This is a genomic window from Streptomyces sp. NPDC040545 (genome assembly GCF_055595065.1).
This window is the reverse complement of sequence record NZ_JBVIWA010000009.1, coordinates 108,536-133,569: the sequence shown is the minus strand read 5'-3', so window position 1 is coordinate 133,569 and position 25,034 is coordinate 108,536. Positions and strand designations below refer to the sequence as shown.

At 70.3% G+C, this 25,034-nt stretch carries 32 protein-coding genes; 16 read left to right on the top strand and 16 right to left on the bottom strand.

Features of this window, described 5'->3' with window-relative positions; genetic code table 11:
- Nucleotides 1-17: 17 nt before the first annotated feature.
- Entirely contained in the window at nt 18-299 is a 282-nt protein-coding gene (locus ACZ573_RS19340) for a WhiB family transcriptional regulator (protein WP_471305434.1), read from the bottom strand.
- A gap of 47 nt (nt 300-346) precedes the next feature.
- On the bottom strand, nt 347-1,435 hold the full coding sequence (locus ACZ573_RS19335; RefSeq protein ID WP_471305430.1) for a mechanosensitive ion channel family protein: 1,089 nt from the start codon (nt 1,433-1,435) through the stop codon (nt 347-349).
- A 134-nt stretch (nt 1,436-1,569) separates the two neighbouring features.
- Between ACZ573_RS19335 and ACZ573_RS19330 the strand changes: the two genes are divergently transcribed.
- The gene (locus ACZ573_RS19330) at nt 1,570-2,046 is read left to right on the top strand and encodes an ATP-binding protein (RefSeq protein ID WP_471305428.1); all 477 of its coding nucleotides are present in this window, start codon (nt 1,570-1,572) and stop codon (nt 2,044-2,046) included.
- An 83-nt stretch (nt 2,047-2,129) separates the two neighbouring features.
- Here the strand turns inward: ACZ573_RS19330 and ACZ573_RS19325 are convergent, their stop codons facing one another.
- Nucleotides 2,130-3,056, bottom strand: coding sequence for a SigB/SigF/SigG family RNA polymerase sigma factor (locus ACZ573_RS19325; RefSeq protein WP_471305425.1), 927 nt, complete (start codon nt 3,054-3,056; stop codon nt 2,130-2,132).
- A gap of 178 nt (nt 3,057-3,234) precedes the next feature.
- Between ACZ573_RS19325 and ACZ573_RS19320 the strand changes: the two genes are divergently transcribed.
- Complete coding sequence (locus ACZ573_RS19320; protein ID WP_471305422.1) at nt 3,235-3,618, top strand: helix-turn-helix transcriptional regulator; 384 nt, start codon at nt 3,235-3,237, stop codon at nt 3,616-3,618.
- Between the two features lie 25 nt (nt 3,619-3,643).
- Here ACZ573_RS19320 and ACZ573_RS19315 read toward each other — a convergent pair whose 3' ends face one another.
- Complete coding sequence (locus tag ACZ573_RS19315) at nt 3,644-4,405, bottom strand: YqjF family protein (RefSeq protein ID WP_471305419.1); 762 nt, start codon at nt 4,403-4,405, stop codon at nt 3,644-3,646.
- Nucleotides 4,406-4,633: 228 nt separating this feature from the next.
- Between ACZ573_RS19315 and ACZ573_RS19310 the strand changes: the two genes are divergently transcribed.
- Nucleotides 4,634-4,765, top strand: coding sequence for a hypothetical protein (locus tag ACZ573_RS19310; RefSeq protein WP_471305417.1), 132 nt, complete (start codon nt 4,634-4,636; stop codon nt 4,763-4,765).
- Here ACZ573_RS19310 and ACZ573_RS19305 read toward each other — a convergent pair.
- Nucleotides 4,755-5,456: a sortase domain-containing protein gene (locus ACZ573_RS19305; protein WP_471305414.1), complete on the bottom strand. Its 702-nt coding sequence runs from the start codon at nt 5,454-5,456 to the stop codon at nt 4,755-4,757. The two genes, ACZ573_RS19310 and ACZ573_RS19305, sit on opposite strands and share 11 nt — an antisense overlap.
- A gap of 280 nt (nt 5,457-5,736) precedes the next feature.
- On the opposite strand from ACZ573_RS19305, the gene ACZ573_RS19300 reads away from it, so the two are divergent.
- From ACZ573_RS19300 to ACZ573_RS19270, 7 genes are all read left to right on the top strand, one after another.
- Nucleotides 5,737-5,979 (top strand): hypothetical protein, encoded by a 243-nt coding sequence (locus tag ACZ573_RS19300; protein ID WP_471305412.1) that lies wholly within the window; start codon nt 5,737-5,739, stop codon nt 5,977-5,979.
- A 50-nt stretch (nt 5,980-6,029) separates the two neighbouring features.
- Complete coding sequence (locus tag ACZ573_RS19295; RefSeq protein ID WP_471305758.1) at nt 6,030-8,267, top strand: heavy metal translocating P-type ATPase; 2,238 nt, start codon at nt 6,030-6,032, stop codon at nt 8,265-8,267.
- Nucleotides 8,264-8,794 carry a copper chaperone PCu(A)C gene (locus tag ACZ573_RS19290; RefSeq protein WP_471305410.1) on the top strand — a complete coding sequence of 177 codons (531 nt, stop codon included), beginning with the start codon at nt 8,264-8,266 and terminating at the stop codon, nt 8,792-8,794. Before ACZ573_RS19295 ends, ACZ573_RS19290 begins: the two co-directional genes overlap by 4 nt.
- Nucleotides 8,795-8,798: 4 nt before the next feature.
- Nucleotides 8,799-9,164: an NUDIX domain-containing protein gene (locus ACZ573_RS19285; protein ID WP_471305754.1), complete on the top strand. Its 366-nt coding sequence runs from the start codon at nt 8,799-8,801 to the stop codon at nt 9,162-9,164.
- A gap of 79 nt (nt 9,165-9,243) precedes the next feature.
- Complete coding sequence (locus ACZ573_RS19280; protein WP_471305408.1) at nt 9,244-10,122, top strand: SigB/SigF/SigG family RNA polymerase sigma factor; 879 nt, start codon at nt 9,244-9,246, stop codon at nt 10,120-10,122.
- Between the two features lie 87 nt (nt 10,123-10,209).
- A complete protein-coding gene (locus ACZ573_RS19275) occupies nt 10,210-10,581 on the top strand; it encodes an STAS domain-containing protein (protein WP_471305406.1) in 372 nt (123 codons plus the stop codon).
- A gap of 5 nt (nt 10,582-10,586) precedes the next feature.
- Nucleotides 10,587-11,036 (top strand): ATP-binding protein, encoded by a 450-nt coding sequence (locus ACZ573_RS19270; protein WP_471305404.1) that lies wholly within the window; start codon nt 10,587-10,589, stop codon nt 11,034-11,036.
- Nucleotides 11,037-11,082: 46 nt separating this feature from the next.
- Here ACZ573_RS19270 and ACZ573_RS19265 read toward each other — a convergent pair whose 3' ends face one another.
- Complete coding sequence (locus tag ACZ573_RS19265; protein ID WP_471305402.1) at nt 11,083-11,328, bottom strand: DUF6296 family protein; 246 nt, start codon at nt 11,326-11,328, stop codon at nt 11,083-11,085.
- A 262-nt stretch (nt 11,329-11,590) separates the two neighbouring features.
- Between ACZ573_RS19265 and ACZ573_RS19260 the strand changes: the two genes are divergently transcribed.
- The 4 genes from ACZ573_RS19260 to ACZ573_RS19245 all read left to right on the top strand — a co-directional run bounded on the left by ACZ573_RS19260 (nt 11,591) and on the right by ACZ573_RS19245 (nt 14,115).
- Nucleotides 11,591-12,535 (top strand): aldo/keto reductase, encoded by a 945-nt coding sequence (locus tag ACZ573_RS19260; protein WP_471305400.1) that lies wholly within the window; start codon nt 11,591-11,593, stop codon nt 12,533-12,535.
- A 309-nt stretch (nt 12,536-12,844) separates the two neighbouring features.
- Nucleotides 12,845-13,330, top strand: coding sequence for a lamin tail domain-containing protein (locus tag ACZ573_RS19255; RefSeq protein ID WP_373041820.1), 486 nt, complete (start codon nt 12,845-12,847; stop codon nt 13,328-13,330).
- 141 nt (nt 13,331-13,471) lie between these two features.
- A complete protein-coding gene (locus ACZ573_RS19250; RefSeq protein ID WP_471305397.1) occupies nt 13,472-13,747 on the top strand; it encodes a hypothetical protein in 276 nt (91 codons plus the stop codon).
- Nucleotides 13,748-13,905: 158 nt separating this feature from the next.
- A complete protein-coding gene (locus ACZ573_RS19245; protein ID WP_471305395.1) occupies nt 13,906-14,115 on the top strand; it encodes a hypothetical protein in 210 nt (69 codons plus the stop codon).
- A gap of 8 nt (nt 14,116-14,123) precedes the next feature.
- Here the strand turns inward: ACZ573_RS19245 and ACZ573_RS19240 are convergent, their stop codons facing one another.
- Nucleotides 14,124-15,167: a S66 family peptidase gene (locus ACZ573_RS19240; RefSeq protein WP_471305392.1), complete on the bottom strand. Its 1,044-nt coding sequence runs from the start codon at nt 15,165-15,167 to the stop codon at nt 14,124-14,126.
- A gap of 285 nt (nt 15,168-15,452) precedes the next feature.
- Here ACZ573_RS19240 and ACZ573_RS19235 point away from each other — a divergent pair, with 285 nt between their 5' ends.
- Nucleotides 15,453-16,658 (top strand): benzoate/H(+) symporter BenE family transporter, encoded by a 1,206-nt coding sequence (locus tag ACZ573_RS19235; RefSeq protein WP_471305390.1) that lies wholly within the window; start codon nt 15,453-15,455, stop codon nt 16,656-16,658.
- Nucleotides 16,659-16,740: 82 nt separating this feature from the next.
- Here the strand turns inward: ACZ573_RS19235 and ACZ573_RS19230 are convergent, their stop codons facing one another.
- From ACZ573_RS19230 to ACZ573_RS19205, 6 genes are all read right to left on the bottom strand, one after another.
- Nucleotides 16,741-17,100: a non-heme iron oxygenase ferredoxin subunit gene (locus ACZ573_RS19230; RefSeq protein WP_471305389.1), complete on the bottom strand. Its 360-nt coding sequence runs from the start codon at nt 17,098-17,100 to the stop codon at nt 16,741-16,743.
- 14 nt (nt 17,101-17,114) lie between these two features.
- Nucleotides 17,115-17,699 (bottom strand): GTP cyclohydrolase II, encoded by a 585-nt coding sequence (locus ACZ573_RS19225; RefSeq protein WP_471305386.1) that lies wholly within the window; start codon nt 17,697-17,699, stop codon nt 17,115-17,117.
- On the bottom strand, nt 17,696-18,721 hold the full coding sequence (locus tag ACZ573_RS19220; RefSeq protein ID WP_471305384.1) for an aminotransferase class IV: 1,026 nt from the start codon (nt 18,719-18,721) through the stop codon (nt 17,696-17,698). The genes ACZ573_RS19225 and ACZ573_RS19220 overlap by 4 nt, the downstream gene beginning before the upstream one ends.
- A gap of 31 nt (nt 18,722-18,752) precedes the next feature.
- Nucleotides 18,753-20,153 (bottom strand): cytochrome P450, encoded by a 1,401-nt coding sequence (locus ACZ573_RS19215; RefSeq protein ID WP_471305381.1) that lies wholly within the window; start codon nt 20,151-20,153, stop codon nt 18,753-18,755.
- Between the two features lie 220 nt (nt 20,154-20,373).
- Nucleotides 20,374-21,300, bottom strand: coding sequence for a BtpA/SgcQ family protein (locus tag ACZ573_RS19210; RefSeq protein WP_471305379.1), 927 nt, complete (start codon nt 21,298-21,300; stop codon nt 20,374-20,376).
- 376 nt (nt 21,301-21,676) lie between these two features.
- Nucleotides 21,677-22,126: a Tn3 family transposase gene (locus ACZ573_RS19205; protein WP_471305751.1), complete on the bottom strand. Its 450-nt coding sequence runs from the start codon at nt 22,124-22,126 to the stop codon at nt 21,677-21,679.
- Nucleotides 22,127-22,385: 259 nt separating this feature from the next.
- Here ACZ573_RS19205 and ACZ573_RS19200 point away from each other — a divergent pair, with 259 nt between their 5' ends.
- Entirely contained in the window at nt 22,386-22,883 is a 498-nt protein-coding gene (locus ACZ573_RS19200) for a C40 family peptidase (RefSeq protein ID WP_471305377.1), read from the top strand.
- On the opposite strand, the gene ACZ573_RS19195 is transcribed toward ACZ573_RS19200, so the two are convergent.
- Genes ACZ573_RS19195 through ACZ573_RS19185 form a run of 3 tightly spaced genes read right to left on the bottom strand, consistent with a single transcriptional unit; the run spans nt 22,865 to nt 24,995 of the window.
- Nucleotides 22,865-24,163, bottom strand: a complete 1,299-nt coding sequence (locus ACZ573_RS19195; RefSeq protein WP_471305373.1) for an MFS transporter — start codon at nt 24,161-24,163, stop codon at nt 22,865-22,867. The two genes, ACZ573_RS19200 and ACZ573_RS19195, sit on opposite strands and share 19 nt — an antisense overlap.
- 58 nt (nt 24,164-24,221) lie before the next feature.
- Entirely contained in the window at nt 24,222-24,449 is a 228-nt protein-coding gene (locus ACZ573_RS19190) for a hypothetical protein (RefSeq protein ID WP_471305371.1), read from the bottom strand.
- A gap of 39 nt (nt 24,450-24,488) precedes the next feature.
- Nucleotides 24,489-24,995 carry a DinB family protein gene (locus tag ACZ573_RS19185; RefSeq protein WP_471305368.1) on the bottom strand — a complete coding sequence of 169 codons (507 nt, stop codon included), beginning with the start codon at nt 24,993-24,995 and terminating at the stop codon, nt 24,489-24,491.
- Nucleotides 24,996-25,034: the final 39 nt, after the last annotated feature.

Below are 25,034 nucleotides of genomic sequence, written 5' to 3'. Positions count from 1 at the left end.
GCGGCGCACCCGGCCGGTCAGCCCGCCTTGCGCGCGCCCAGCGCCCGCCGCTCGTCCTCGGTCAGTCCGCCCCACACCCCGTACGGCTCCTGCACGCGCAGCGCGTGGCTCAGGCACTCCGCCCGCACCGGGCACAGCGCGCAGACCTCCTTGGCCTCCTGCTCCCGCACGGAGCGCTCCTCGCCGCGCTCCCCCGCCGGGTGGAAGAACCGGTCCGTACCGAGCTCCCGGCACGCCGCGTCCTCCTGCCACTGCCACAGATGCTCCGCACGGCCCGGCAGGTGTGCCACCTTCGGCATGTCCCGACTCCTCTTCTCCGCCTTGCGCATGTCTTCGGACTCCTTCCTCACGCGTCTGACCCGGGTGCCCGTTCCGAAACACCGTCCGCGTACTCCGCCGGGACGGCGGCCGCGGACGTGGAGACCCGCGGCAGGGCGTACGGGTGCTTCTCGGCCAGCCAGGCGACGAGCTGTTCCCGTACCGCGCAGCGGGCGGTCCACAGGTCGTCCGCGTCCTTCGCGGTGACGATCGCCCGCACCACGATGGCGCTGGGCGTCGTGTCGGTGACCGCCAGGTCCCAGCCTCGGCCGTCCCACGCCTCACAGCCGTCCAGGATCTCCTTGAGCTTCTCGCGCATCAGCGGGACGGGGGTGGTGTGGTCGCAGTGCAGGAATACCGTGCCGGTCATCTGGATCCCGCCGCGCGACCAGTTCTCGAAGGGCCGCCCGGTGAAGTACGAGACGGGCATGGTGATCCGGCGTTCGTCCCAGGTGCGCACGGCCAGGAAGGTGAGCGTGATCTCCTCGACCACACCCCACTCGCCGGCCACCACGACCGTGTCGCCGATCCGCACCATGTCGCCGAAGGCGATCTGGAATCCGGCGAAGAGGTTGCCGAGGGTGGACTGCGCGGCCACTCCCGCGACGATGCCGATGATCCCGGCCGAGGCCAGCAGCGAGGTCCCGACGGCGCGGAGGCCGGGGAAGGTCAGCAGCATCGCGGCGACGGCCACCACGGCGACGACTGCGGTGACGATCCTCATGATCAGCGTCACCTGGGTACGGACCCTGCGCACACGGGACGGGTCGCGCGTGCCGTGCGCGTAGCGGGCGTACGAGGACTCGACCACGGCGGAGGTGACAAGGACGACGCACCACGCGCTCGCACCGATCACCACGAGTGTCAGGATTCTGCCCAAGGCCGCCTCGTGCTCCTGCATCGGCTGCCATGCGATCTGCCGGTACACGGCGCGCAGCACCGCGGCGAACAGCAGGACCCTTACCGAGGTACGGCAGCGGCGCAGCATGTTCCAGAGCGGTGTTTCGGGGTGGCGGGCGTCTGCGCGCCGCAGCAGCAGGTCGGTGAGCCTGCCCGCGACGAAGGTGAGGACGATCGCGCCGCCCAGGACGGCCGACACGTGCAGAAGGCTGTTCATGGCTCCTCTGGATGGGCTCGGGGACGGGTCCAGTCGCACGTGCCCGGCCCCCGCGTGGACAAACAGGGCGTCCGTTGCGCGATGGCGGGTACAAGCGACCACGACACGACAGCCGAGGACGAGGTGAGTGCGCAGTGCAGACCATCGGACCGGACACCGGCGGGCCCGTACCGGACGCGCGGGGGCCTGCCTTCCCCCAGCTCCGCCGGCTCGCCCTGCGCGACGCCTTCCGGCAGGTCGCGCGGGGCCGCCGGTTCACCCGTGAGGCGTTGGAGGACTGGGGGTGGGACGGTCAGGACACCGCCGAGGACGCGGTCCTGGTCGTGTCGGAACTCGTCACCAACGCCAAGCTGCACGCCGGCGGCTGCCACGAGCTCAGGCTCCGCGCCGGGGACGTGTTCCGCATCGAGGTCTACGACGGCCACGGAGGGCTCCCGCGGCCGCTGCCCGCCGTGCGTCCTGGCCGCCCGGGCCGCCCGGGCGGGCACGGCCTGCGCCTGGTGCACCGGATCGCCGACCGCTGGGGCGTCGAGGCGATCGGGCGCGGCAAGGTCGTCTGGGCCGAGATCGACGCCGAGCGCCTGCGGACGGGCCGACCCGGGCACGTCTGAACCCGGTGGGCCGGTGGGCCGGGTTCAGGCGTGCCCGGGTCGGGCGCTGCGGGTCGGGTGCTTCGAGAGCCAGGTGTTCCGGGTCAGGTGCGCAGCAGCTCCGCGCGCAGGGAGCCCAGCGTGCGGGTGAGCACACGGGAGACCTGCATCTGGGAGAGGCCGATCTCCTCGCCGATCTCCGCCTGGGTCATCTCCTGGCCGAAGCGCAGCTCCAGGATCTGGGTGGAGCGCTCGTCCAGGCCGGCGAGCAGCGGCGCGAGGGCGTGCCGGTCCTCGACCGCCTCCAGCGCGGGGTCGATGTCACCCATGGTCTCGGCGAGGCTGCGCGCGGTCCGTGCGGCCGTGGACACCTGGGTGCCGCCGGCGGAACCGTCCTGGGGGACGTCGAGGGACTGCGTGGAGTAGCCGTTGGCCGCGACCAGGCCCTGGCGGACCTCGTCCTCGGTGAGGTCCAGCCGCTCGGCGAGTTCCGCGGGGGTGGGCGCATGGTCCGTCTCGGCGGTCAGCTCCTCTGTGGCCTTCGCGAGCTCGAGGCGCAGCTCCTGGAGGCGGCGCGGCACGCGTACGGCCCAGGTGGTGTCCCGGAAGTGGCGCTTGATCTCGCCCGTGATGTAGGGCAGGGCGAGCGTGGTGAGCTGGGTGTTGCGCTCGGGGTCGTAGCGGTCGATGGCCTTGATCAGCCCGATGATGCCGACCTGGATGATGTCCTCGTTCTCGGGGCCGCCGGGGCGGTCACGGAACGGGCGCGCGGCGAACTGCACCAGTGAGATGTTCATCTCGATCAGTGTGTTGCGTACGTACTGGTACTCGCGGGTCCCCTCTTCGAGGCTCTGCAGCCGTTCGAAGAAGACACGGGTCAGCTCCCGGGCGTCGCGGGTCGACAGTTCCCGGGGGCAGGGCACGTCCGGCAGCCCGCCGAGTGCGGGGGCTTCGCCGGTACCACCGCCGGGGGTGGCCGTCATCGGGATCGTCGTCGGGGTCATGGCCTCGGCCTTGGCCGTGAAGGTCATCGTCTTCGCTCCTTGGGCACGTGTGCTTGCGGTGCGGTGCGCGCTCGATTGCTCTGGTCATGCGGAACTCTGCTTCCGCTTCCCCTGCACCCTGTCGGGGCCGGAGACAGACGTCAAGTAATACCGGAAAACTGGCTCTGGAATTGCATTTCGTGAGTCATCCCTCAAGAATGGCGGTGTGGAGAGCGAGCACACAGGACCCCGCCGCAACGGCTGGACCTTCCTGACGAACCATGCCCGGGTTCTGATCGCCATCGCGCGCGACCCGGGCATCCGGCTGCGCGACATCGCGGTGGACTGCGGGCTGACCGAACGCACCGTGCAGGCCATCGTCACGGACCTGCAGGCGGACGGCTACCTCACCAGGACCCGCGACGGGCGGCGCAACCGCTACGTCGTCGCCCCCGGTGCCCGCTTCCGCCACCCGGCGGAGGCCGGCCACGAGATCGCCGGACTGCTGGCCTACCTCGCCGGCCCGCTGACCACGCCGGCGCCGGCGGCTCCGTCCGCCGAGGTGGCGAACGACACACCCGGCCGCGGCGAGCCCCGCACGACCGTATAGACCCCTGGCGGGTGCCGCACCCGCGTCAGGAGCACTCCGGGGACCGCCGCCCGAAGCGTACGGGGACCCCGGGCGAGTAGAGCACGCTCACGGGCGGCCCGGCCGGGGCGGGCAGGCCTGCCGCGGCCACCAGGTCCTCGTCGCAGCCGAGGAGTTCGGCGCGGTGCAGCGGCCAGCGCGGATGCGCGTTCGGGACGTACAGCGGCCGGCCGAAGAGCTCCGTGTGCATGCCCCAGCGGGCGGTCAGGAAGTGCTCCAGGGCCGTCGGCTTCGCGATGCGCCCGCCCACGCGTACGGCGATCCGGCTGTGCGCGCCGCGCGGGCCGGGCCGGCGCCGGCTGCTGGCGTACGTGACGGTGTCGCCGTCATGGCGGACCGTCATCCGGGACCAGACGTACGGCAGTCGGAAGGCGGCCCGGCCGATGGCCACCGGAATCAGCCGGGAGGCGTCCAGCGAGCGGAAGACCACGGCCCGGCGGCCACGGGCGTCGACCGAGTAGAGGCGGACGTTGGTCTCGGGGAAGGAACCCAGGTAGGGGACGCCGGGAAGGCGGAACCAGCCGACCTTGTGCATGCGGAAGGCCACCAGGCCGACGTACGTGACCCCGTCCAGGGTGTCCGGCACTGTGCCGGCCGGCAGCAGGGGTGCGACCTGGGCCGGGTCGGCGGCCCAGTGCAGGAACGCCAGGTCGAGCCAGGACTGGGTGAGCAGGAGGCGGTCCACCGGGCGCGGCGGATCGGCCGTTATCGGCTCCGGGACCACGGCGGGCGGCGGCGTCTGACGCATTCAGCCAGTATTCCCCGCGCGCCCGGCCCCGACGCCGGCGGACTCCCCTGCGCGGCGGGCCACGTACCAGCCGGTGGTCAGGCCTCGTTCCGTGCCCTCGACGATCCGATGATCTGAAGGGAACGGCCTGGTAGGGCGGCCGTTCGGAACCCGGCGGCGGGGCGGGAGCCGCCCCCGGGACCGCCCTGCTCTGCTGGCTCGTCCTCAACGTCTTTCGCGACCGCGCCCGTGGATGAGCTCAGCTGGGAGACCCCCTACGACCTGGCACGTCTCGCCTGCCTCCTCGCGGCGGCGGGCACGGGAACCGCGATCGCCCGCCTCGGCCACGCGCGCGCCGCGCACCGGCGGCTCAGGCCTTAGGGGAGGTCTTGCGCAGCACGCCTATCTTGTCGATGCGGTGCTCCGGATTGCCCTGGGCGTCGCTCCAGAAGTTGCCCTCGGCGTGGTCCTCCGGTGTGGCGCAGGTCGAGATCGTGATCATGGCCTGGGTGGGGGCCGCCCCGGGTGCCCCGGGCACGGCGGCGCGCTGTTCGCTCAGCGAGCGCTCCGACCGGAAGGACGTCTTGCGGGTCGCGGTGATCTCGTAGGTGTACACCACTTCGCCCGCGGTCACGAGGACCGTGTCGCCCTGCTCGACCGTGGGCAGGTCCCCCAGCGGACCACCGGCCGACATGCGGTGTGCGGTGACCAGGAAATTGCCCACCTGGCCCGGGCCGACCCCGCCCAGCTTCCCGTAAGGGCTGGCCGCCACGCCGAGGTCCTGGATACGGGTTCCCGGTATGTCGTCGGTGGTGCCCTCGTACGGAACCACGCGCAGCCCGGTGACACCTGCGGCGGGTATGGACAGCGTGGAGACCACGGGCGCGGATGCGGGGGCAGGAGCGGGCACGGGAGCGGCGGCGGGGGTGAGCACCGCCGAGGGCGTGGCGGCCGGCACGGAAGCGGATACCGCCGCACCGGCTGCGGTCGAGGGGGTGCACGCCGCCAGCAGGGCGGTCACGGCACCGGCCAGCACGGCGGGGACGGCTCGGTACGGGAACGGCAAGGACATGGGCATTTTCCGTGTCGGTCGGTCGGCCGGGGCGGGCGGCGGGCGGGTGACCCGATGCGCCCGGCCAGAGTGACATACGGAGCAAGAGGTCCATAAGGGTCCGACCCTGTGACCTCGCTCCCGGCCACCCCACGCGGGCGGGAGTACGGAAAAGAGAAGTCGCGGGAACTTCCTCCCGCCTCGCTGCGACTACCTCGCCGGAGGAAGTGCCGTCCCGGCTCCGGCACGGCTGATCGGCACCTCGTCCGTCTGGAACCGAGTACAAGTATCCGGAGTGACGATGACGGACCGGCTTGAGTACCCGACCCTGGCGATCACCGCGCTGAAGCGGTGGGCGCCGCCGCCCGCTCTCGCCGGCTTCATAGCGCTCCTCATGGTGATGTTCGGCGCGGCGTACGCGGTGGGGGCGGGCGCCGGCCCGGTGGCCCCCGGTATGCGGTCCACCCAGGTCGACAGCCCGGCATTCGTAGGGGATCTCGGACGGACGCACGGGCACAGCGGCGGTACGGGTGGCCCGCGGTGACGGCCGGGCGGACCGAGGTGGTGGCCACCACCGATCTGGTCGTCGGGGGGATGACCTGCGCGGCCTGCGTGAACCGTGTCGAGAAGCGGCTGGCCCGGATCGAGGGCGTACGCGCCACGGTGAACCTCGCCACCGGGCGGGCCCGGGTGATGCACCCGTCGCACGTGACGACGGAGGACCTTGTCTCGGCGGTCGAGCGGGCGGGTTACAGCGCCGAGGTGCCTGCGCCACCCGGGCCTGCGGAGGACCGGACGCCGGCGGCGACCGACGATGCCCCGGGCCGCGAGGAGGTACGGCGGCTGCTGATCACCGCCCTGCTGTCCGTTCCGGTCCTGGCGCTTTCGATGGCGCCCGCACTTCAGTTCCGCAACTGGCAGTGGCTGTGCTTCGTGCTGGCCGCGCCGGTCGCCGTCTGGGGTTCGCTGCCGTTCCACACCCGGGCGTTACGGGGGCTGCGGCACGCGGCGGCGACGATGGACACCCTGGTGTCGCTGGGCGTGGTCGCTTCCTTCTCCTGGTCGGCGTACGCGCTGTTCCTGGGCGGGGCGGGCGATCCGGGGATGCGCATGCCGTTCAGTCTGCTGCCCTCGGCCGGCGGCGAGGTGGCCCACATCTACCTGGAGGCCGCGGTCGGGGTCCCGCTGTTCGTACTGACCGGGCGTTTCCTCGAATCCCGGGCCCGTCGCGGCACGGGTGAGGCACTGCGCTCGCTCGCCGGTCTGGCCGCCAAGGACGTGACGGTGCGGGAGGACGGCGCCGAGCGGCTCGTCCCGATCGGGCAGTTGCGGGTGGGGCAGGAGTTCGTCGTCCGGCCGGGCGAGCGGGTCGCGACGGACGGGGTGGTGGCCTCCGGCGGCTCGGCCGTCGACCTCTCCCTGGTCACCGGCGAGAGCGAGCCCGTCGAGGTGGGACCCGGCCAGGCGGTGGTGGGCGGTGCGGTCAACGCGGGCGGGCTGCTGGTCGTCCGGGCCACCGCGGTCGGCGCGGACACCCAACTCGCCCGGATCACCCGCATGGTCACCGAGGCGCAGTCCGGAAAGGCCCGGGCCCAGCGCCTGGCCGACACGGTGGCGGGGGTCTTCGTCCCGGTCGTGCTGGCCCTGGCCGTCACCGTTCTCGGCTTCTGGCTGGGTGCCGGGGCCGATCCGCAGGCCGCCGTCACGGCCTGTGTGGCCGTCCTGGTCGTGGCCTGTCCCTGCGCCCTGGGGCTGGCGACCCCCACCGCCCTGCTGGCGGCGACGGGCCGGGGCGCGCAGCTGGGTCTGCTGGTCAGCGGCCCGCGGGCGCTGGAGACCCTGCGGCACGTCGACACCGTGGTCCTGGACAAGACCGGCACGCTGACGACCGGCCGGATGACCGTCACGCGCGTGACGGCCGTGCCCGACGGGATGGGCACGGAGCGTGCCCTGTGGCTGGCCGCGGCAGTGGAACAAGGTTCCGAGCACCCGCTGGGCCGCGCCGTGGTCGCGTACTCCCGGCAGGACCCGCACCGTAGGCCGCCGGCCGAGGTGACCGGATTCCGGGCGACCACGGGCCTCGGTGTGACCGGGGTGGTGGAAGGGCACCGCGTGGAGGTCCGCGCCGCCGGTGCGGACCTGCATCCGTCGCTGGACAGGGCCCTGGCCGAGGCCGAGGCGGCCGCACACACGCCGGTCCTGGTCCGCGTGGACGGCGCCGACCAGGCCCTGATCGCGCTCGGGGACGCCCTGCGCCCCGGCAGCTACCGCGCCGTCGACCGGCTGCGGCGTCTGGGGGTGGAGCCGGTGCTGGCCACCGGCGACCGCGAGGCCACCGCGACCCGGGTCGCCGCCGCGCTCGGGATCGGGGCCGTGCACGCGCACTGCTCGCCCGAGGACAAGGCACGGCTCGTACGGGAGTTACGCGGTCAGGGGCGACGGGTCGCGGTGATCGGCGACGGGGTGAACGACGCCGGCGCCCTGGCCGGGGCCGACCTCGGCATCGCCATGGGGAGCGGCACGGACGTGGCCATCGGCGCAGCCGACGTCACGCTGGTACGCGGCGACATCGAGTCGGTCGCCGACGCCGTCGAGCTGGCCAGGCGGACCCTCGGGACGATCCGGGCCAACCTCGTCTGGGCCTTCGGCTACAACGTCGTCACTGTGCCGCTCGCCGCGGTGGGGTTGCTCAACCCGATGGTCGCGGCGGCCGCGATGTCGGTGAGTTCCCTGATGGTGGTGGCCAACAGTCTGCGGTTGCGTACCTGGCAGCCGGCACCGCATGCGCGACGGGCGGGTACGAGCAGCCGGACGAAGGGTACGGGGCGATGACGCGTTCACCTTCGGAGCAGCCCCCCGGCGACCGACTCCCGACCCGTCGGAGCGTGCAGGAGGGGCTGCGCGCCGCCGTCGTCCCGGTGGCCGCCTGCGCGCTCGCGCTGGCCGGTCTGACGGCCTGGACCTCGTCCGGCGCCGCGGGCACCCCGCCGCAGATCGCCGCCGGGAACGGCCGTGTCCTGCTGCCCCAGGGCAGCAGCCGGGACACGGCCGCTTTCTTCGACATCACCAACATCGGTGGCGCGGACGACCAGTTGACCGAGGTGACGTCACCTGGCGTCGAGGAGACCCTGCTCAGCCGGCGGGAGAACTCCGGGCTCGGGGCCGACCTGTTACGGCCTGCGGGCCCGGTGAGGGTGACCGCAGGTGGCACCGTCGCCATGTCCCCCTCCGGCCTGAGCGTCACGACCCGGACGAAGCCGCTCCGCTGGCAGGCGGGCGACATGGTGCCGTTCGTCCTCCACTTCCGCTACAGCGCGCCGATCGAGGTGGTGGCGGTGGTGGTCCGGCCCGGCAGCTGACCCGCTGCCGGGCCGCAGCCCGTTCCCCGGGCTGGGACACCCGTACCCGGGGGATGGCGCCGTCGACGTCGGCGAGTCGTACGAGGAGGCAGCGGCCAGGGAACTGGCGGAGGAGCTCGGGGTCCGGGCCGTTCCCCGCTTCGTGCTGAAATTCCTGTGCGACGGAGTGATCAGCCCCTACTGGCTGGGGCTTCATGAAGCCGTGGTCACCGCACCGGTCCGGCCCGACCCCACGGAAGTCGCCTGGTTCAACTGGCTGACCGAGCCCGAACTGGAGGATCTCGTCCACCGCTCCGCGTTCGTACCGGACGCCCGCGAGGCGTTCGACCGGTATCGCGCCCAGGATCGCGGGCGCACTCACGAAGAGTGACGCACGGTTGCAGCCTGCACAGCTTCAAATCCGCCGGGAGCGGGTATGGGGTTCGAGGGGAACTCCCCGAGGAGGCTTCATGCCTGCCACTCTCCGTACCCAGTCCGGCTCCGCGCCGCAGCGAGACGCTCCGCAGGACCCTCGCGAGATCCGCGATCTGCGGTCCGTGAGCACCGCTGACGCCCACGACCTGTCGGTCACGCTCTTCCGGCGGCTGCACGAACTGGACGAGGGGACCGCCGAATACTCGTACGTGCGCAACACCCTGGTCGAGCTGAACCTGAGCATGGTGAAGTACGCGGCCACGCGCGTCCGTCACGTCGGCGCGCCGTGGGAGGACGTCCTGCAGGTCGGCACCATCGGTCTGATCAAGGCCATCAACAGGTTCGATCCGGAGCGCGGGTTCGAGTTCATGTCGTTCGCCCTGCCCACCATCGTGGGGGAGATCAAGCGGTACTTCCGCGACACCACGTGGGCCGTCCGCGTGCCGCGCCGGCTGCAGGAGTTGCGCATCGACCTGGCCAAGGCGAACGACGCCCTGGAGCAGGAGCTGGGCCACACTCCGGGTGCACGGGAGCTCGCCGAGCGGCTGGACATCACCGTGGACGAGGTCTGCGAGGGTCGGCTCGCGGCCAACGGGTTCACCAGCCTGTCCCTCGACGTCCCCATGTCGGCGGAGGACGACGAGGCCCCCGGCGTGTCGTCCCGGAACCTCGGCGTCGAGGAGAGCCGCTTCGAGACGGTCGAGGCCCTGGAATCGCTCAAGCCGCTGGTGGGAGAGCTGTCCGAACGGGACCGGGCGCTACTTGCCCTGCGTTTCGGAGAGGAGCTGACCCAGGCCGAGATCGGCGAGCGCCTGGGCATGTCACAGATGCACGTCTCCCGGCTGCTGGGCCGCATCCTGGGCCGGCTGCGTGAGGGACTGCTCGCCGAGGAACCGCGGGCCGAGGCGGCATGAGGCGCCCCCCTTCCGCACGGGACGGACAGGCATATCGCGCTGGAACCCGGGCAGGTGCAGAAGTGCACGACGGAAGGGTGATGCCGGATGGTGCCGGAAGCGGAGAGTGGACGCTTCACCGTCGCGGTGGCGGCCGTGGACGGAGCCGTCGTCCTCACGCTGACGGGGGAACTGGACCACGACACGGCGCAGCCGCTGCGGGACGCGCTCGACGAGGCACTCGCCCCGGGCCGGCGGCTGCTGGTCGACATGGCGGGACTCGGGTTCTGCGATTCCACCGGGCTGAACGTGCTGCTGAACACCCGCCTCGCAGCACAGGAGGCGGGAGCCGGCCTCGAACTGGCCGGGCTGCACGGGCCTGTCGCCCGGATGTTCCGGATCACCGGTGCGGACGGTGTGTTCCCCGTCCATCCGGATGTGGCGGAGGCCCTGAGGGCGCCACTCGGCGGAGGAGCCTGAACGTCATGGAGCAGCGCGCGCCGTCCGACCGGATCTGGAGCCTGATGCTGTCCGGAACCACCGATGTCGTCTCGCGCAGCCGTGACTTCGCCCGCCAGGCGCTGACCGCCTGGCGCTGGCTCCCCGGGACGGGAGAGAGCGACCGCGAGAGCGCCGAGGACGTGCTCCTGCTGGTGTCCGAGGTCGTGGCCAACGCCTGTCTGCACGGTGGAGGACCCCGGGCACTCGTCCTCGACTTCTCGGCCGAGCGGCTGCGGATCGAGGTCACGGACGGCAATCCGGCACCGCCCGTGCGCGTGCCGGCGCGGGGGCCCGGCGACCGGGGTGGGCCGGCCGGTCACGGACTGCTGATCGTGGAACGTCTGTCCCGGGACTGGGGCTCCGAACCGGGGGCGGACGGCAAGCGCGTCTGGTGCGAGGTTCCGAGCCCGCCGGGGATCCGCGTCCCCGGATGACGGTGGCGAACCGGCCGTGGCACCCGCGCCGCCGGACCCCTGCTTGTCACACGCCGGGCACGGCCCGGACGCTCACCCGCGAGGCGGGTTCCTGGTGGCCGCCGCTCGCGATCATGCGTACGTCGCCCTGGTCGCTGATCTCCGCCTGCACGATTCCGGTGTCGTCGGCGTAGATCGGATGACCGCCGGGCCCGGTCCGGTCGGTGCGGTGTACGAGGACCGATTCCTCGCCACCCGGTACCGCGTGGTCCAGGGCGGCGAATACCAGTTCGTACCTGCTGTCCCGTTCCATTCCGGCCTCCTCCGTGCGAATGCCCCGTCGCCACCATTATCGGGCACAACACCGCGACCGCGCGCTCCTGAGGACGGGCGAGGGGGAGAGAGCTTCTGTGGGAACAACGCCCCGCGCACACCCAGGATTCCGGCTCGCGATGTGATCTTCCCCCACCCCCGCGCGCCTTTCCGGCACGGCTCCCACCTGCGCATACTCCAGGACCCACCTCGCCCTGGGCCATCGGGGGGCGAGGGCCGATCGGATGGAGTTGATCAATCAGATGACGTCGCACACGGTCTCCGCGGCAGCTTCGGGCATATGGGTGCTCGGTGATCTCGCGGTCAACCGGATCGGCTTCGGCGCCATGCGTCTGACCGGCAGCGCGGCCTTCCACGAGGGCACCCCCGGCGACCGCGGCAGGGCGGTCGCCGTACTGCGCCGGGCGGTCGAGCTCGGCGTCAACCACATCGACACCGCCGCGTTCTACTTCTCGCGGCTGCGTTCGGCCAATGAGCTGATCAACTCGGCGCTGGCGCCGTACGCGGCCGACCTCGTCGTCTCCACCAAGGTCGGCCCCGCCCGGGACGCCTCCGGCGGATGGGCCGAGCCCGCCCGGCCCGACCAGCTGCGCGGCCAGGTCGAGGAGAACCTGCGCCAGCTCGGCCGGGACCACCTCGACGTGGTGAACCTGCGCCTCATGGGCCAGAAGTGCATCAGCGAACACTTCGGAGCCCTGTCCGAGCTGCGCGACGCCGGACTGGTCCGCCACCTCGGCATCTCCAACGCCCGCCCGGAGCACCTGGCCCAGGCCGAGGCGATCGCGCCGGTGGTGTGCGTCCAGAACCGCTACGGGATCGACGCGCCCGACAGGACGGGGATGCTCCGCGCCTGCGCGGAACGCGGTATCGCCTTCGTGCCCTTCTTCTCCATCGCGGGAGAAGGAGCCGAGGCCGGCGCCGTCCGGACCGAGCACGACGAGGTCCGCGCCGTCGCCCGGGCGCACGGAGCGTCACCGGCGCAGGTGCGGCTCGCCTGGATCCTGCGGCAGGGCTCCCACGTCCTGGCCATCCCCGGTACGGGCGACCCGGAACACCTCGCCGACAACGTGGCGGCGGGCGCACTCCGGCTGACTCCGGACGAGCTGCAGCTCCTCGATTCGATCACCAGGACCACTCACGTGAGTACGTCCGAAGAAACGGTTGGAGCGGTCGTTACAGGGCCCTGAACCCGTTCGGCGCACAGCGGGAGGGGGTCGCGAGGGCAGCGAGTCCGTGCGGGAAGGCCGCCGTCTCCGGGCCCGCCAAGGATTGTTCGGCGCGCTCCCCCCGCTCGCGTCGACGTGGCCTTGACACGTGTCCGATACACGCGAGAGTCACCGATACATCCGTATTTTGCAACACGCCCCGAATTAGTGGCTTTTGGTGATGGTTGGGGGCCAGAGTGTGGCTCCTCGGCAGGACGCCGGGAACGGTTCCAGGCCCACCCGCCCCACACAAGGCGGACCGGGCTGCTGTCTGTTGAAGGGGTCATCTTCATGTCTGCTTCTCTCGCCACCCGCCGGTTCGTCGCCGCGTTCCTGGCCGCGGGCGCCCTCGTCGGCGCCGCCGCCCTCCCGGCGACCGCCGACGACCACCGGCGCGACCGCGACCACCGGGCTCCGCACTCCTCGATCGTCATCAGCGACGTCCAGTACGGCACCGCCGGCCGCGACCGCTCCGACCGTGCGCTGAACCGGGAGTGGGTCGAGGTCAAGAACACCGGGCGCAGGAGCGTCAACCTGCGCGGCTTCACCCTCACCGACCGGCAGGGCAACCGCTACCGCTTCGAGGACTTCCGCCTGGACGGCCAGTCCAGCGTGAAGGTCCACACCGGCCAGGGCCGCGACACCCGCCGCGACGTCTACCAGGACCGCCGCCACCAGATCTGGGACGAGCGCGACACTGCCACCCTGCGCGACAACCGCGGCAACGTCCTCGACACCGACTCCTGGAACGGCCGCCGGCACCACCGCAACGGCTGACCCGGACGGGTCACCGGCCTGACCCGCGCCCGCACTCCCCGCACGGCGGGGAGTGCGGGCGCGCGGCGATATCGGGCTGCGACTGTCACAGGGGGGTGGCAGGATCATCGGCGGTGATCCGACCACCTACAGGGGGCAGGGATGGGGAGCACGACGTTCGAGTGGCCGCGCGACGCGCAGGCACGGGACACGGCGGCGCTGGAGCTGTGGCTCGCCGTGCACGGCTGGGAGGTCGATCCGACGGTGTTCATGGCCGGCGGACTCGGCCCGGCCGTGCAGGTGCAGCCGATCGGCGGGGCGGGTCAGGACGGGGAGCCCGGGCTGCTGATCCTGCCGGGCGAGACCGTGGTGTACGCGCGGGACCGGATACGGATCGCTCCCCGGGCCGCCGTTGCGGCCCCCTGCGGCTCTTCGTAGGACCACCCTCCGCCGCCCCGGCCGGCATCCGCCCGCCGGGGCGGCTGTCGGTGGTGTGCGTCAGAGTGGCGGGGATGCCGGTTTCCGCGCGAGCGAGATCATCCCGTGAGGCATGTGGTCGACGAGCTCCAGCGGATGGTGCCGACCTGGCCCAGGGCGTGTTCGACCGGCTCCGCAGCCTGCCGATCGCCCGTTCGGCCCCGTTGTTCGGCCGGATCGTGGCCGACCCGGCTCAACAGCTCTGGGCCATGGTCCTGATGATCGCGCTCGGCATGGTGCTGGGCTTCGAGATCACCGGCGGTCCTGCGGGCTTCCTCGGCGCGACCCTGCTGCTGGCGACGCGCGCCTACCGCTCCGACGGCCGCTGAGCCCGGGCTCAGTACGTGACGACGATCCGGCGGGCCGGGCCGTCCACCCGGATGCGGCCGCCGACGGGGATGACGAGCTGCGGGTCGGTGTGGCCGAGGTCGACGTCGAACACCACCATGGTGTCGGGGGCGTACCGGCCGAGTGCCCGCAGAACGGCCTCGCGCTGTTGCCGGCGGAAGTCCGCCTTGGCCCCGGCGTCGAGCCGGTTCTCGAACGACCAGCTCTTCGCCCTGCCCATGAGCAGCGCGGGGAACTGCCGCAGCAGCCCGCGTTCGCCCATGCCGCGCAGGATCCGGTAGACCTCCTCGGCGGGCGGCATCTCCTCGGAGGTCTCCAGGAACAGCACGTTGCCGGCGTAGGCCTCGACCGGTCGCGCCACGCGGTCGGCCATCAGCAGCCAGGAGATGATCTCCAGATTGCCGCCCCAGCTGATGCCCTCGACGACCCGGTCGGCGTTGTGCCAGGACCAGCCGTCGGCAGGTTCCATGTACGGCTCGGATGCGAAGGTCTGCGGGTCATCCCAGGGGCTGTCGACGTCCCCGCAGGTGCTTGCCGCGGTCAGCTCGTACTCGCCCGAGGTGAACAGCGCGGCCCGCAGGGAGGCGGCGGTCGACGGGTGCATCGCGCCGGGCCGTCCGAACCCGACCATGACCGATCCGCCGTGGTAGCCGACGATGCCCAAGTCCCGCAGGAAGAGCAGCAGGTTGGTGTTGTCGCTGTAGCCGAGGAACGGCTTGGGGTGGGCGCGCAGCAGGTCGCGGTCGAGGTGGGGAAGGACGGTGATCTGGTCGTCGCCGCCGATGCTGGCGATCACCGCCTTGATGGCGGGGTCCGCGAAGGCCGCGTGGATGTCGGCGGCCCGCGCCTGGGCCGTCGCACCCATCGTCCGGGTCGTCGGGTATTCCACCGCCTTCAGCCCGAAGTCGTCCTGGAGTCTGCGCAGCCCCAACTCGTAGGGCCGCGGGAACAGGCCGGGGAGGCCGGACGAGGGCGAGAGTACGGCGACCAGGTCTCCGGGACGGGGCTTCACGGGGTAGCGGGGAATCTTCATCCGATGATCATAGGAGTCGGCGGATCCGACCTCGCATCGATTATCCGGGGCGAGCCCGCGTCGGCGCCGTGGACCGGTGTGTCGGCCCTGTCCTCCCGAAGCTACGGCGAAGTGACAAGTAGCTCCGCCAACCGGAGTGCGACAGACAGGTGCTGTACTGCCAATTCGCGCAGATGGCAGGGAACCGACGGGCACACGGTCGCAGGGTGCGAAAACCCCGCAGGGCACTCTCGTGACATCTGTAGTTTGTATGAAATGGGACGAGGCCAGCCTGTCATCGCCGGAGTGGCGATTGCTTTCATCGGATACACGAGCACCTTTGCCGCTGTCCTGGCGGGCCTGCGGGCCGTCGGTGCCAGCCCGGCCGAAGCGACCTCAGGTCTGGTCGCGCTCTGTCTCTCGCTCGGGCTCGGCACGTTGTGGCTGAGCCGGCGCACCCGGATGCCGATCACCGCTGCTTGGTCGACGCCAGGGGCCGCTGTGCTGGCGAGCGCGGGTCAGGTGGCCGGAGGTTGGCAGGCGGCCGTGGGCGGGTTCTTGGTGGCAGGTGCTCTGGTGGCGCTGACCGGTCTCTGGCCGCGGCTCGGCGCCCTGGTGGCGGCGATCCCGGCACCGATCGCGCAGGCGATGCTGGCGGGCGTCCTTCTCGAACTCTGCCTGGTCCCTGTCAAAGCGCTCTCCTCCCATCCCTGGGAGGTCGTGCCTATCCTCGCTACATGGCTCGTCGTCGTCGTGGCCAAGCCACGCTGGGCCGTTCTCGCCGCCTTCGGAGCAACCGCCGTGGTCTGCTTCCTCGCTGCCCGGGGTAGCGGGCTGCACGGGCCGTGGCTGCCTCAACTCACCCTGACGGCCCCCCGCCTGTCATGGGCTGCGATCGCCGGCATCGGGCTTCCACTGTACGTCGTGACGATGGTCGCGCAGAACGTGCCCGGTGTCGCGATCATGAGTTCCTTCGGCTACCAGGTGCCGTGGCGTGCCTCCATGACGGTCACCGGTGTCGGCAGTGTGCTCACCGCTGCGTTCGGCGGGCACGCCGTCAACCTCGCCGCGATCAGCGCGGCCCTGCCCGCGTCGCCGGAGGCGCACCCGGACCCAGCACGACGGTGGCTGGCGTCCCAGGCCTTCGGCATCACGTATCTCGGGCTCGCCGTGGGAACCACGGCGCTCACCAGCTTTCTCGCCATCGTCCCGGCGGACGTCGTCGGTACCGTGGCCGGTCTCGCTCTCCTCGGGACCTTAGGGCATGCGCTGAGCGCCGCGGTCGTCGGCCCCGGCGGCTCAGACACCGAATCCGCCTCCACCCACGCCTCCGTCTCGGCGGCGGACCGGACGGCGGCGACCGTCACCTTCGTCGTCGCTGCATCCGGCACAACGCTGGCCGGAGTCAGCTCCGCATTCTGGGCGCTGGTCGCCGGCCTTGTGGTACGTCTCGTCTTCACGGCTTCGCTACGGAGCTCCGAGGCGAAGCCCGTCGAGGACGAACCGGCCTGACTACCGCTGGGTTCGCGGTACGGGGACCTCCCTCGGCGGTCGAGGCCGGTCCGTCCTCGACGTGGACGTTGCCGACCGGGCGTCAGCCGCGCGGCCTGACGCCCGGAGGCAGACTTGGGGCCTGCTCCGAAAGCGTCACCCAGACCGCGCCGTCAACGACCTCGGCCGTGTGCACCCGTACGGGCAACTGCGCGGGCGGAGCGTCCACCGCCCCCGTGCGCAGGTCGAACCGGGACATGTGCAGCGGACACTCCACGATGCAGCCGTCAACCCAGCCGTCCGTCAGCGCTGCGTCCTGGTGCGTGCAGGTGTCGTCCAGCACGTGCACCGCTCCGTCCTCGCTGAGGAAGACCGCGAGGGGCGGTGACGTGGACGTGACCCGGTAGCCCTTGTCCGTCGAGAGGTCCGACAGCTCGCAGACCTTGATCGGATCAGCGGCCATGCTCCCTTCTCCTCTCAGAGCCCGATGGAGTGGTTCTGGTACCGGACCTTGTCCCGGTACGTTTTGTGCAGAAGGGGGTTGTCCGGGACAACGGTCAGGTTCACCGTGCCGGAGATCGCGATGCCCCGGTCGGTCAGCCCGCTCGCCTTCTCCGGGTTGTTGGACAGCAGCGTCACCGAGCCCACGCCGAAGAACCCCAGGATGTCCGCCGCCCGGTCGAACGACCGCGCGTCGCGCTGGAACCCGAGCTGAGCGTAGGCCTCGGTCTGCGCTACCCCCTCCTCACGGAGACGGGCCGTGAGCAACTCGGCCATGCGGCCGTTGCCCTTGCCGTCCTGGTCCAGCCAGATGACCAGTCCGCTCCCCACCTCGTCGATCTTCTCCTGCGCCATGGCCATCTGCTCACGGCAGTCGCACTCGATGCCGTTGAAGACGTGCGCGGTGGTGCAGTGCGAGTGGACCCGGCACAGGACGTCCTCCTCGCCGGCGATCTCCCCCTTGACGATGGCGATCGACTCGCTCTGGCCGTCGTAGAACAAGTACTCCGTGAAGTCGCCGAACCGCGTGTGCAACGGTCCCTGCGCCAGAAGAACTATCACTTCGATCCAATCTGAGAACGCGACGTGATCGCCGCGTAGGAGTCGTCCGCTTCGGTGAACCGTTCCGTGACCAGCACGTACTGCTCCTCCACCTGGCTCCACGCACTCGGCGCCTTCCTGTCAAGCACGTGGTCTGCGGAACCCAGGCGCAGGCGTGCCACCTTCTGGACGCCGAGCGCGGTCGACGTGGTGAACACGCTCAGGTCTGCCGCTCGTGCGAGCGCGTCGGCCACCTCGGTGATGTGAATGTCCCGTTCGAGAACCGGCTCACCTGTTCTGGCCAGCAGGTCCATGACGGTCCTGCGGGTGATGCCGGGCAGGATGGAGCCGAGCTTCGGAGTGACGAACCGCCCGTCCAGCCACAGGAAGACGTTCATGGTCGTGCATTCCTGGAGGTGGCCGTCCCTGTCGAGCCACAGCACGGTGTCGTATCCCGCGGCCTGCGCGTCCCGCATGGCCAGTGCCGAACTCGTGTAGTTGGCGGCGGTCTTCACGCTCGCGAACATCGGGTGCGTGCGCGGCGTGCCGCCCTCGACAAGGATGCCGATGCCCTCGGCGTCCACGACCGGGTCGAACCTTTTGACGAGGACCGCGAAGACATACGTGGCGTTCCTCTGCGGCATGATGTCGCCGCCTGCCGCGAACACGACGGGTCTGACGTACAGGCGGCGCGACGCGCCGGCGTCCCAGTTGGCGCGCACTGCGCTCTCGATCGCCTCGACGAACACGTCGTACGCCGGGCAGGGCAGCGCGAGCGCCGCGCACGAGGTCTTGAGTCTCTCGTGGTGGTCCCGGGCCCTGAAGACCAGGAAGGCGGGATCCGCGAGATAGGCGCGCATCCCTTCGAAGACCGAGAACCCGAACTGGATCCCGTCCGCACTGAACTCGGCCAGGCTCCCCACTTCGTTCGCCGTGAGCGTGGGCCGGTCGTACCCGGGGCCGTTCCCGTCACCGCCGTCCGAGCCGGCGCATCGGGACACTGCTACCGCGGGCAGCCAGGCGTGCCCGCTCTCCTGCGTCATGCGGATCTCCTCGGTTCGCAAAGCGCCACGGTCAGGACGGCAGGAACGGACATGAGCCCGCAGTCGCGACGCCCTCCGCCGCGCCGCCGGGACCGGTTGCGATCAGGAGCTGGGAGTGCGAAAGATTGTTGAAGTGGACGTCCTTGTCGGCGGTGTTGGTGATCCGGGCGCCAGGGTAGGAGGTGATGAACTGCCCGACGAAGTTCTTCGCCATCACCATGCCGAGATTGCGGCCGGGGCAGCTGCGTCGTCCCTTGCCGAACGGCATCACATAAGGCTCGGCCCCCTTCTCCTTCTGCAGGAACCGCTCGGGCTCGAAGGCGCCGCCGTACTCTGCGTGCAGCGCATGGATGTTGGGCATTACGCGGGTGCCCGCCTTCAGCAAGTACGTGCGCCCCTCGACATCCACGTCGAAGTCCTTGACGACCTTATTGTTGATGACCGAGCCAGGGGGGCTCAGGCGCAGCGTCTCGCTGACGCACGCCTCGACCAGCTCGTCCTTGTGCTCTCCGGTACCGGCCGCGATCGCCTCCCGCCACTTCTCGTTCCCCGGGAACAGCACGTACCACAGGGTCGCCAGGATAGTGTTCTGCACGGTGTCCAGACCGGCGATGGAGGCTGTCAGAAGGTCGTCCCGGGTGATCTCGGTGGGGATGCCGAGTTTCTCGTTGCCCGCGGCGACCTGCTCCCACACCGTACCGGGTCCGGGGGTTCCCTGGAGCACGCCGGCCAGGTGGTGCTGCAGGTGCTTGATGTTGTGCTGCAAACGTCGCGCTTCCCGGGTGACGGGCCAGGTCGCCATCGGGAAGTAGACCCGGTTCCAGAAGCGGTTGGAGTAGAACCTCAGTCCCGTGAAGGTCTCGTTCAACGCGAACATGAAGGGGACGTCCGACACGGTGCCGTCGCGGTCCTCGAAAGGCACTGTCAGACCCATGGCGTCCTCGCCCCAGACGAACTCCCCCATGACGTCGCGGGTGTAATCACCGGCGATGCGCTTCATGTCGAGAGGGGCGCCGTCATCGATGAACGAGCTGCATAACTCGGCTGCCCGCCGACGGGATATCGCGAATATCCTGGCCTGGTCGAATCCCTTTCCGAGATTGCGCTTACGGTCCCCGAAATGTTCCGTGGTGATCTTCTGGAACGTCATCGCCGAAGGCGAGAGCTGTCCGAACGAATAGAGAGCCGGCGTGTCCCGGTCGATGTACTTTCCGGTGACGGACGGGCTGACGAGGATTTCCGTCGTCTGCTTGTTCACGGCATAGAGCTGGATGTCGAATCCGCGGATGCTTCCGACGAAATCCGTGGCTGGGTGGTCCAGGTACAAGTAGTCCCGCGTCTTGTTCCGGTTGATCAGACCGGAGACGTCCGCCTCGGAACCGATGAACGGGTAGGTCCTGCTGAACGCGACGCCCTGCCTCTCGTAGTACATACGGTCGAGAACCGTGCGCGTCACTCTCCCGGCGAAGGCGAGAGAAGCGACACCAACTGCTGCCGCTGGGGCGTACCGGGATAACCTCATACTGGCTCCTCAATACTCCGGTCGATCCATCTTTGACTCCGTCGTAGTGCGCAGCTATGAATGGACCCCGCACAACGCGTCGATATATGAAACGTGCAACGACACCAGCAACGGAGAGCGAACCTTCTGTTTACCTCGGGGCACCCCCATCGATCGTCGGCGACGGGTCATCCCAGTTGGCCACCGCCGCGGATTCTTCCGCCTCTTTCTCCAAAACGTCTCGCGCGGCGCACACCCGCTCGCAGGCGTCCCGGTCGACGCGGCCGTGCCAGACACTGCCGATCTTGAGCGAGCTGCCGACGATGGCACCGTCGGTGTACGCGAAGATGTCGGCCAGGTTGTCGATCCGCACACCAGATCCGGCGATGACCGGCAGGTCCGTAGCCGCGCGGATCGTTCGCAGATGGTCCGTTCGGGGCGCGTCGCCGAGCCGGGTGCCAGTGACGATGAGGGCGTCGGCGTCGAACCAGGCGGCGTCTTTTGCCTGCTCGGCCAGCGAGCGGTCCGCTGTGATCGCGTGCGACCCGAGCTTGACCTGGACGTCGGCCCAGACAGTGACGTGGTCGGCACCGATTGCACGCCGGTAGCGCACCATGCGGCCGGCCCGCCCTTCGATGAGGCCCTCGTTGGCCACGTACGCGTTGACCCACTGATTGGAGCGGACGAACCTGGCTCCCGCGCCAGCAGCGACGGCGAGCGAGCAGTCGACGGCATTCGCCAGGCAGTTGATCCCGAGCGGTACCCGGACTGTACGCGCCACCTCGGACGCGACGACCGCCATTGCTGCCGGCGTCTCGGGGCCGATGTCGTCGGGCTTGAGGAAGGGGATGTCCCAGGAGTTCTCGATGACGAGCCCGTCGAACCCGGCGTCGACGAGCACCCGGGCTTCGTCCGTCGCCTGCCGGATCACTGCCGCCATCCCGCGCCCCGGCGTGAACCGCGGCGAGCCAGGGAGCGGCAGTAGATGGATCATGCCGACGAGGGCGAACCGCCGCCCGAAGAGCCGGGCCAGATCACCACGCCCGGGGCCTCCGCCGACAGAGGGGCTGTCAGGCACAGTCACTCCTCCTGCAGATCTTTGCGAGAGCTCTCGCATGATCCGATTAACTTGCCAGGGCCGCACGGTGGAGAAAAGCGACTTTTTGGACAACCTCGGATCTCCTTGCCCGACACCCAGTCGAACAACTCGATACCGGCCGATGATCGAGGCGCTGGCGACGGTGCAGCGGTATGCGAAGGCCGAGAACACCACCTACTACCCGCTGGGGGGAGTACGCGCCGGGCTTCTTCCTGCGGTGCCGTGATGGCCACCTCCGGCAAGCAGCCCGGGGCCCGGGGCGGCCATCCCGCGGGTACCAGTCGGCGATCCACGAGAATGGCGCACCACCGCGATGGCGTGCAGCCGAATCCCAGGATCCCCGACAGAGTTGAGCTCAGCCTTGAGGAACGGCAGCGACCGTCGGGAAAGTGCACGGGCCAGGCACGGTGGCCGACGCAGTCGCGAGGCCCAGGGCAAGGTGGCTGTGCATGTCCAGTTCAAATCGGCCGTCGGGGTTCACGTGGGTCCAGAACAGTGGGGACAGGGACCGTCGGTCGGCGTCGGTGAGCCGCTTCTGCCACTTCTCCTCGCTCAGGATGTCCTGAAGCAGCAGGGTGTTGACGTGCACCAGCGCGGACTGGAGCAGGTGCAGGGCGAGCATGGAGACCTCCTGGGACTCCTTGTCGGAGCCGGTCAGATCTCCGTCCTTGCCGTAGAACAGGTCGTGGTTGGCGGAGTTCCAGTTCTCCACGGCCTGGAGCCCGTCGTTAATCTCGCGCCGCAGCTCCGCGTCGGCGAGATAGTCGCAGCTGAACGCCGTACGCACGCGCACGGCGCGGCCCAGTTCCTCGATCGGCTACTTGTCACTTCGCCGTAGCTTCGGGAGGACGGGGCTGTGTCGGGCGCGCCCATATGGCAATCATTCAGATCTATGATCTCGAATCGAATGCAAAATCGAGACAAATCAAACTGTGTCCCGCGCTGATCGGCGGATCCCGTCGGAGAAAACTGGTCCGCCGTCAGAACCATGACGCATCGACCGAGAACAGGACCCCGATCACTGATCTGACTGTTACCTGTCAACCGATTACGGAGGTGTCACGATGTCCTGCTTCAGGACCGACTTCCGAAAGGCCCCCAAGGGCCTTCTCCCCACGTGTTGTTGTCCCAGAGCCCGAGCCGTTCTTTCGCTGCTGCTCCTGACGGCCGCCGTAACCACCGGCCCCGCGGCCCCGGCTCACGCCACCGCCACGTATGGCGCCAGAGCCGTCGCGGTGGCCGCCTCCAAACAGGGCTCGCCGTATGCCTACGGCGCCACGGGTCCCAAACGCTTCGACTGCTCGGGCCTCACCCTCTACGCCTTCAAGAAGGCGGGCAAACGGCTTCCACGCACCGCCGAGCAGCAGTACGAGCACACCCTTCACATCCCCGAGGCCGATCGCACGGCCGGGGACCTGGTCTTCTTCCCCAGTGGCGCGACCATGACCCACGTGGGCATCTACGCCGGCGACGACCGCATCTGGCATGCTCCACGCCCCGGCACCCGGGTACGCCTGGAACGGATCTGGAGCACAGCGGTCCGCTACGGGCGCGCCACCTGATCGGGCGCCCGGCCGGTCCGGCCCCTCAGGTCCTGGTCTCCCGCCGCCCCGGCGGCCGGACCCGGGTCCGCGGGCAGCCTGCGTACCGCCCACACGCTCGGGGCGAGCAGCAGCACCAGGCTCGCCGAGGTCATCAGTACGGCACTCCAGACGAGGACGGACTCCGTACCGAGCGAAGTCGCCGCGGCGCCCACGACCAGGTAGCCCAGCGGCACGGACATGAGCTCACCGGCCGAGCTGAAGGAGCTGACCCGCCCGAGCACTTCGGACGGGAGCTGTTCCTGCACGGCGGTGTTCCAGCACACGATCGCGATGTCGAGACCGATGCCCGCCATGACGGCCGCCCCCGCCAGCACGGCGAGCGGCGCGCCCCAGGCGAGTGCGAGGAAGGGCAGCGCGAGAGGCAGGTTGGCGCATACGCACACGACCATGATCCTGGACGGCTTCCATCTGAGCGACACGATTCCCCCCAGGAGCAGGCCCGCCGCGAATGCCCCCTGGACGATTCCCCATGAAGGAGCACCCAGATGACTGTTCTGGGCCATCACCGGGCCGAGGAGCTGATATCCGCCGAGCCAGAGGGCGACGACCACGGTGCCGGACAGCGTGTAGGACCAGATCCAGGAGAGACGGGAGAACTCTTTCCAGCCATCCTTGAAGTCGCGGAAGACTGAAGCCGTCGTCTTGGCGGGTCCGGACACGTCGAGACGGCTGCACAGGAGGGCCGCGACCGCGAAACTGGCGGCGTCCCAGACCAGGGTCGGTTCGGGGCCGATGAGGGCGACGAGGGCGCCGCCGACCGCCGGCGCGAGGATGCGGATGACGTTGCCGGGCAACCGCATCAGCGCGTTCGCCTGCTGCAGCTCGCCGGGATCGACGAGCTGCGGCAGCAGGCTGTTCATGGCGGGCTGGGTCAGTGCCGACGCACAGCCCGCCAGCGCCGCGAACAGGGCGATCCGCCCGGTGGTAGCCGTTCCCGTGGCCACGAGCAGGGCGACGCAGCCCTGGGTGAGGGCCGGCAGCACATTGCCGATGACGATGACCCGTCGGCGGGAGAACCGGTCCGCGATCACTCCTCCGACGAGGAGCAGGACGAGCTGCGGGGCGGTGTTCGCGGCGAGGACGATCGCCAGGGACGCCGGGCTGCTGTCGAATCCGAACACGGCGAAGGCCAGGGCCACGGGGGCCATCGCCGTGCCGCTCATCGAGATCAGACGTGCCAGGAGGAAGGACCTGAACGGCTTGTGCCGCAGTGTGGAGAGGGATCCCTGTCGAACCATTCGACGGAGACTATCCTGCTCCTCCGCAGGTGGCGGAGCCAGGAAGGGGGCCGGCGCCTCAGCGCGACTCGCCGGGCCGCAGATAGCGGTAGCCGTGCGAAGTCTCCTCACCGAGCCAGCCGTTGACGCCGCTGAGACCGCGGTCGTTGATCTGCGCGTCGTGAAGGGCGAACGACCGCCGTGGGTTCACGGCCTTGACGAAATCGATGGCCTCCACCATTTTCAGCCACGACCGCTGCGCCGGCACCAGCAGCGTCCGTGCCGGGCCCTGCCGTGGCACGGTCATTTCATGGTCGTTCCGGGCCGTTCCGGGGGCACTCCCGGGTCACTCCCCGGTCGTCCCGTCGATCACCTCGCGCAGCAGGTCCGCGTGCCCGTTGTGGCGGGCGTACTCCTCGATCATGTGGGTCAGGATGTAGTGCAGTGAGTACGGCTGGTCGCCGAAGTTCCCCGTCACGTCGAGGGACTCGGCCGCGTCCACGATCGCCCGCGACCGTTCGCACGTCTCCGCCCAGATCCGGAACGAGCCGGCCACGTCCGCGTCCTCGACGTGGAACTCGGTCCACTCCCCCGCCTCGTTCTTCGGGAAGTAGCCCCGTACGTCCTCCCCGGCCAGGACGTTGCGGAACCATCCGCGCTCGACCTCCGCGAGGTGACGCACCAGCCCGAGCAGGCTCAGCCCGGAGGGGGCCACCGCCCGCATGCGCAACTGCCGGTCGCTCAGCCCCGTGCACTTCATCATCAGGGTGTCCCGCTGCCGCTGCAGGACGCTGGTCAAGGTGGCGCGCTCGTCGCCCGACAGCACGGGCCGGGTCCGCTGTTCATCGATCACCCGGCGATCATCACATCCGGCCCGGGCCCCGGCCCACGC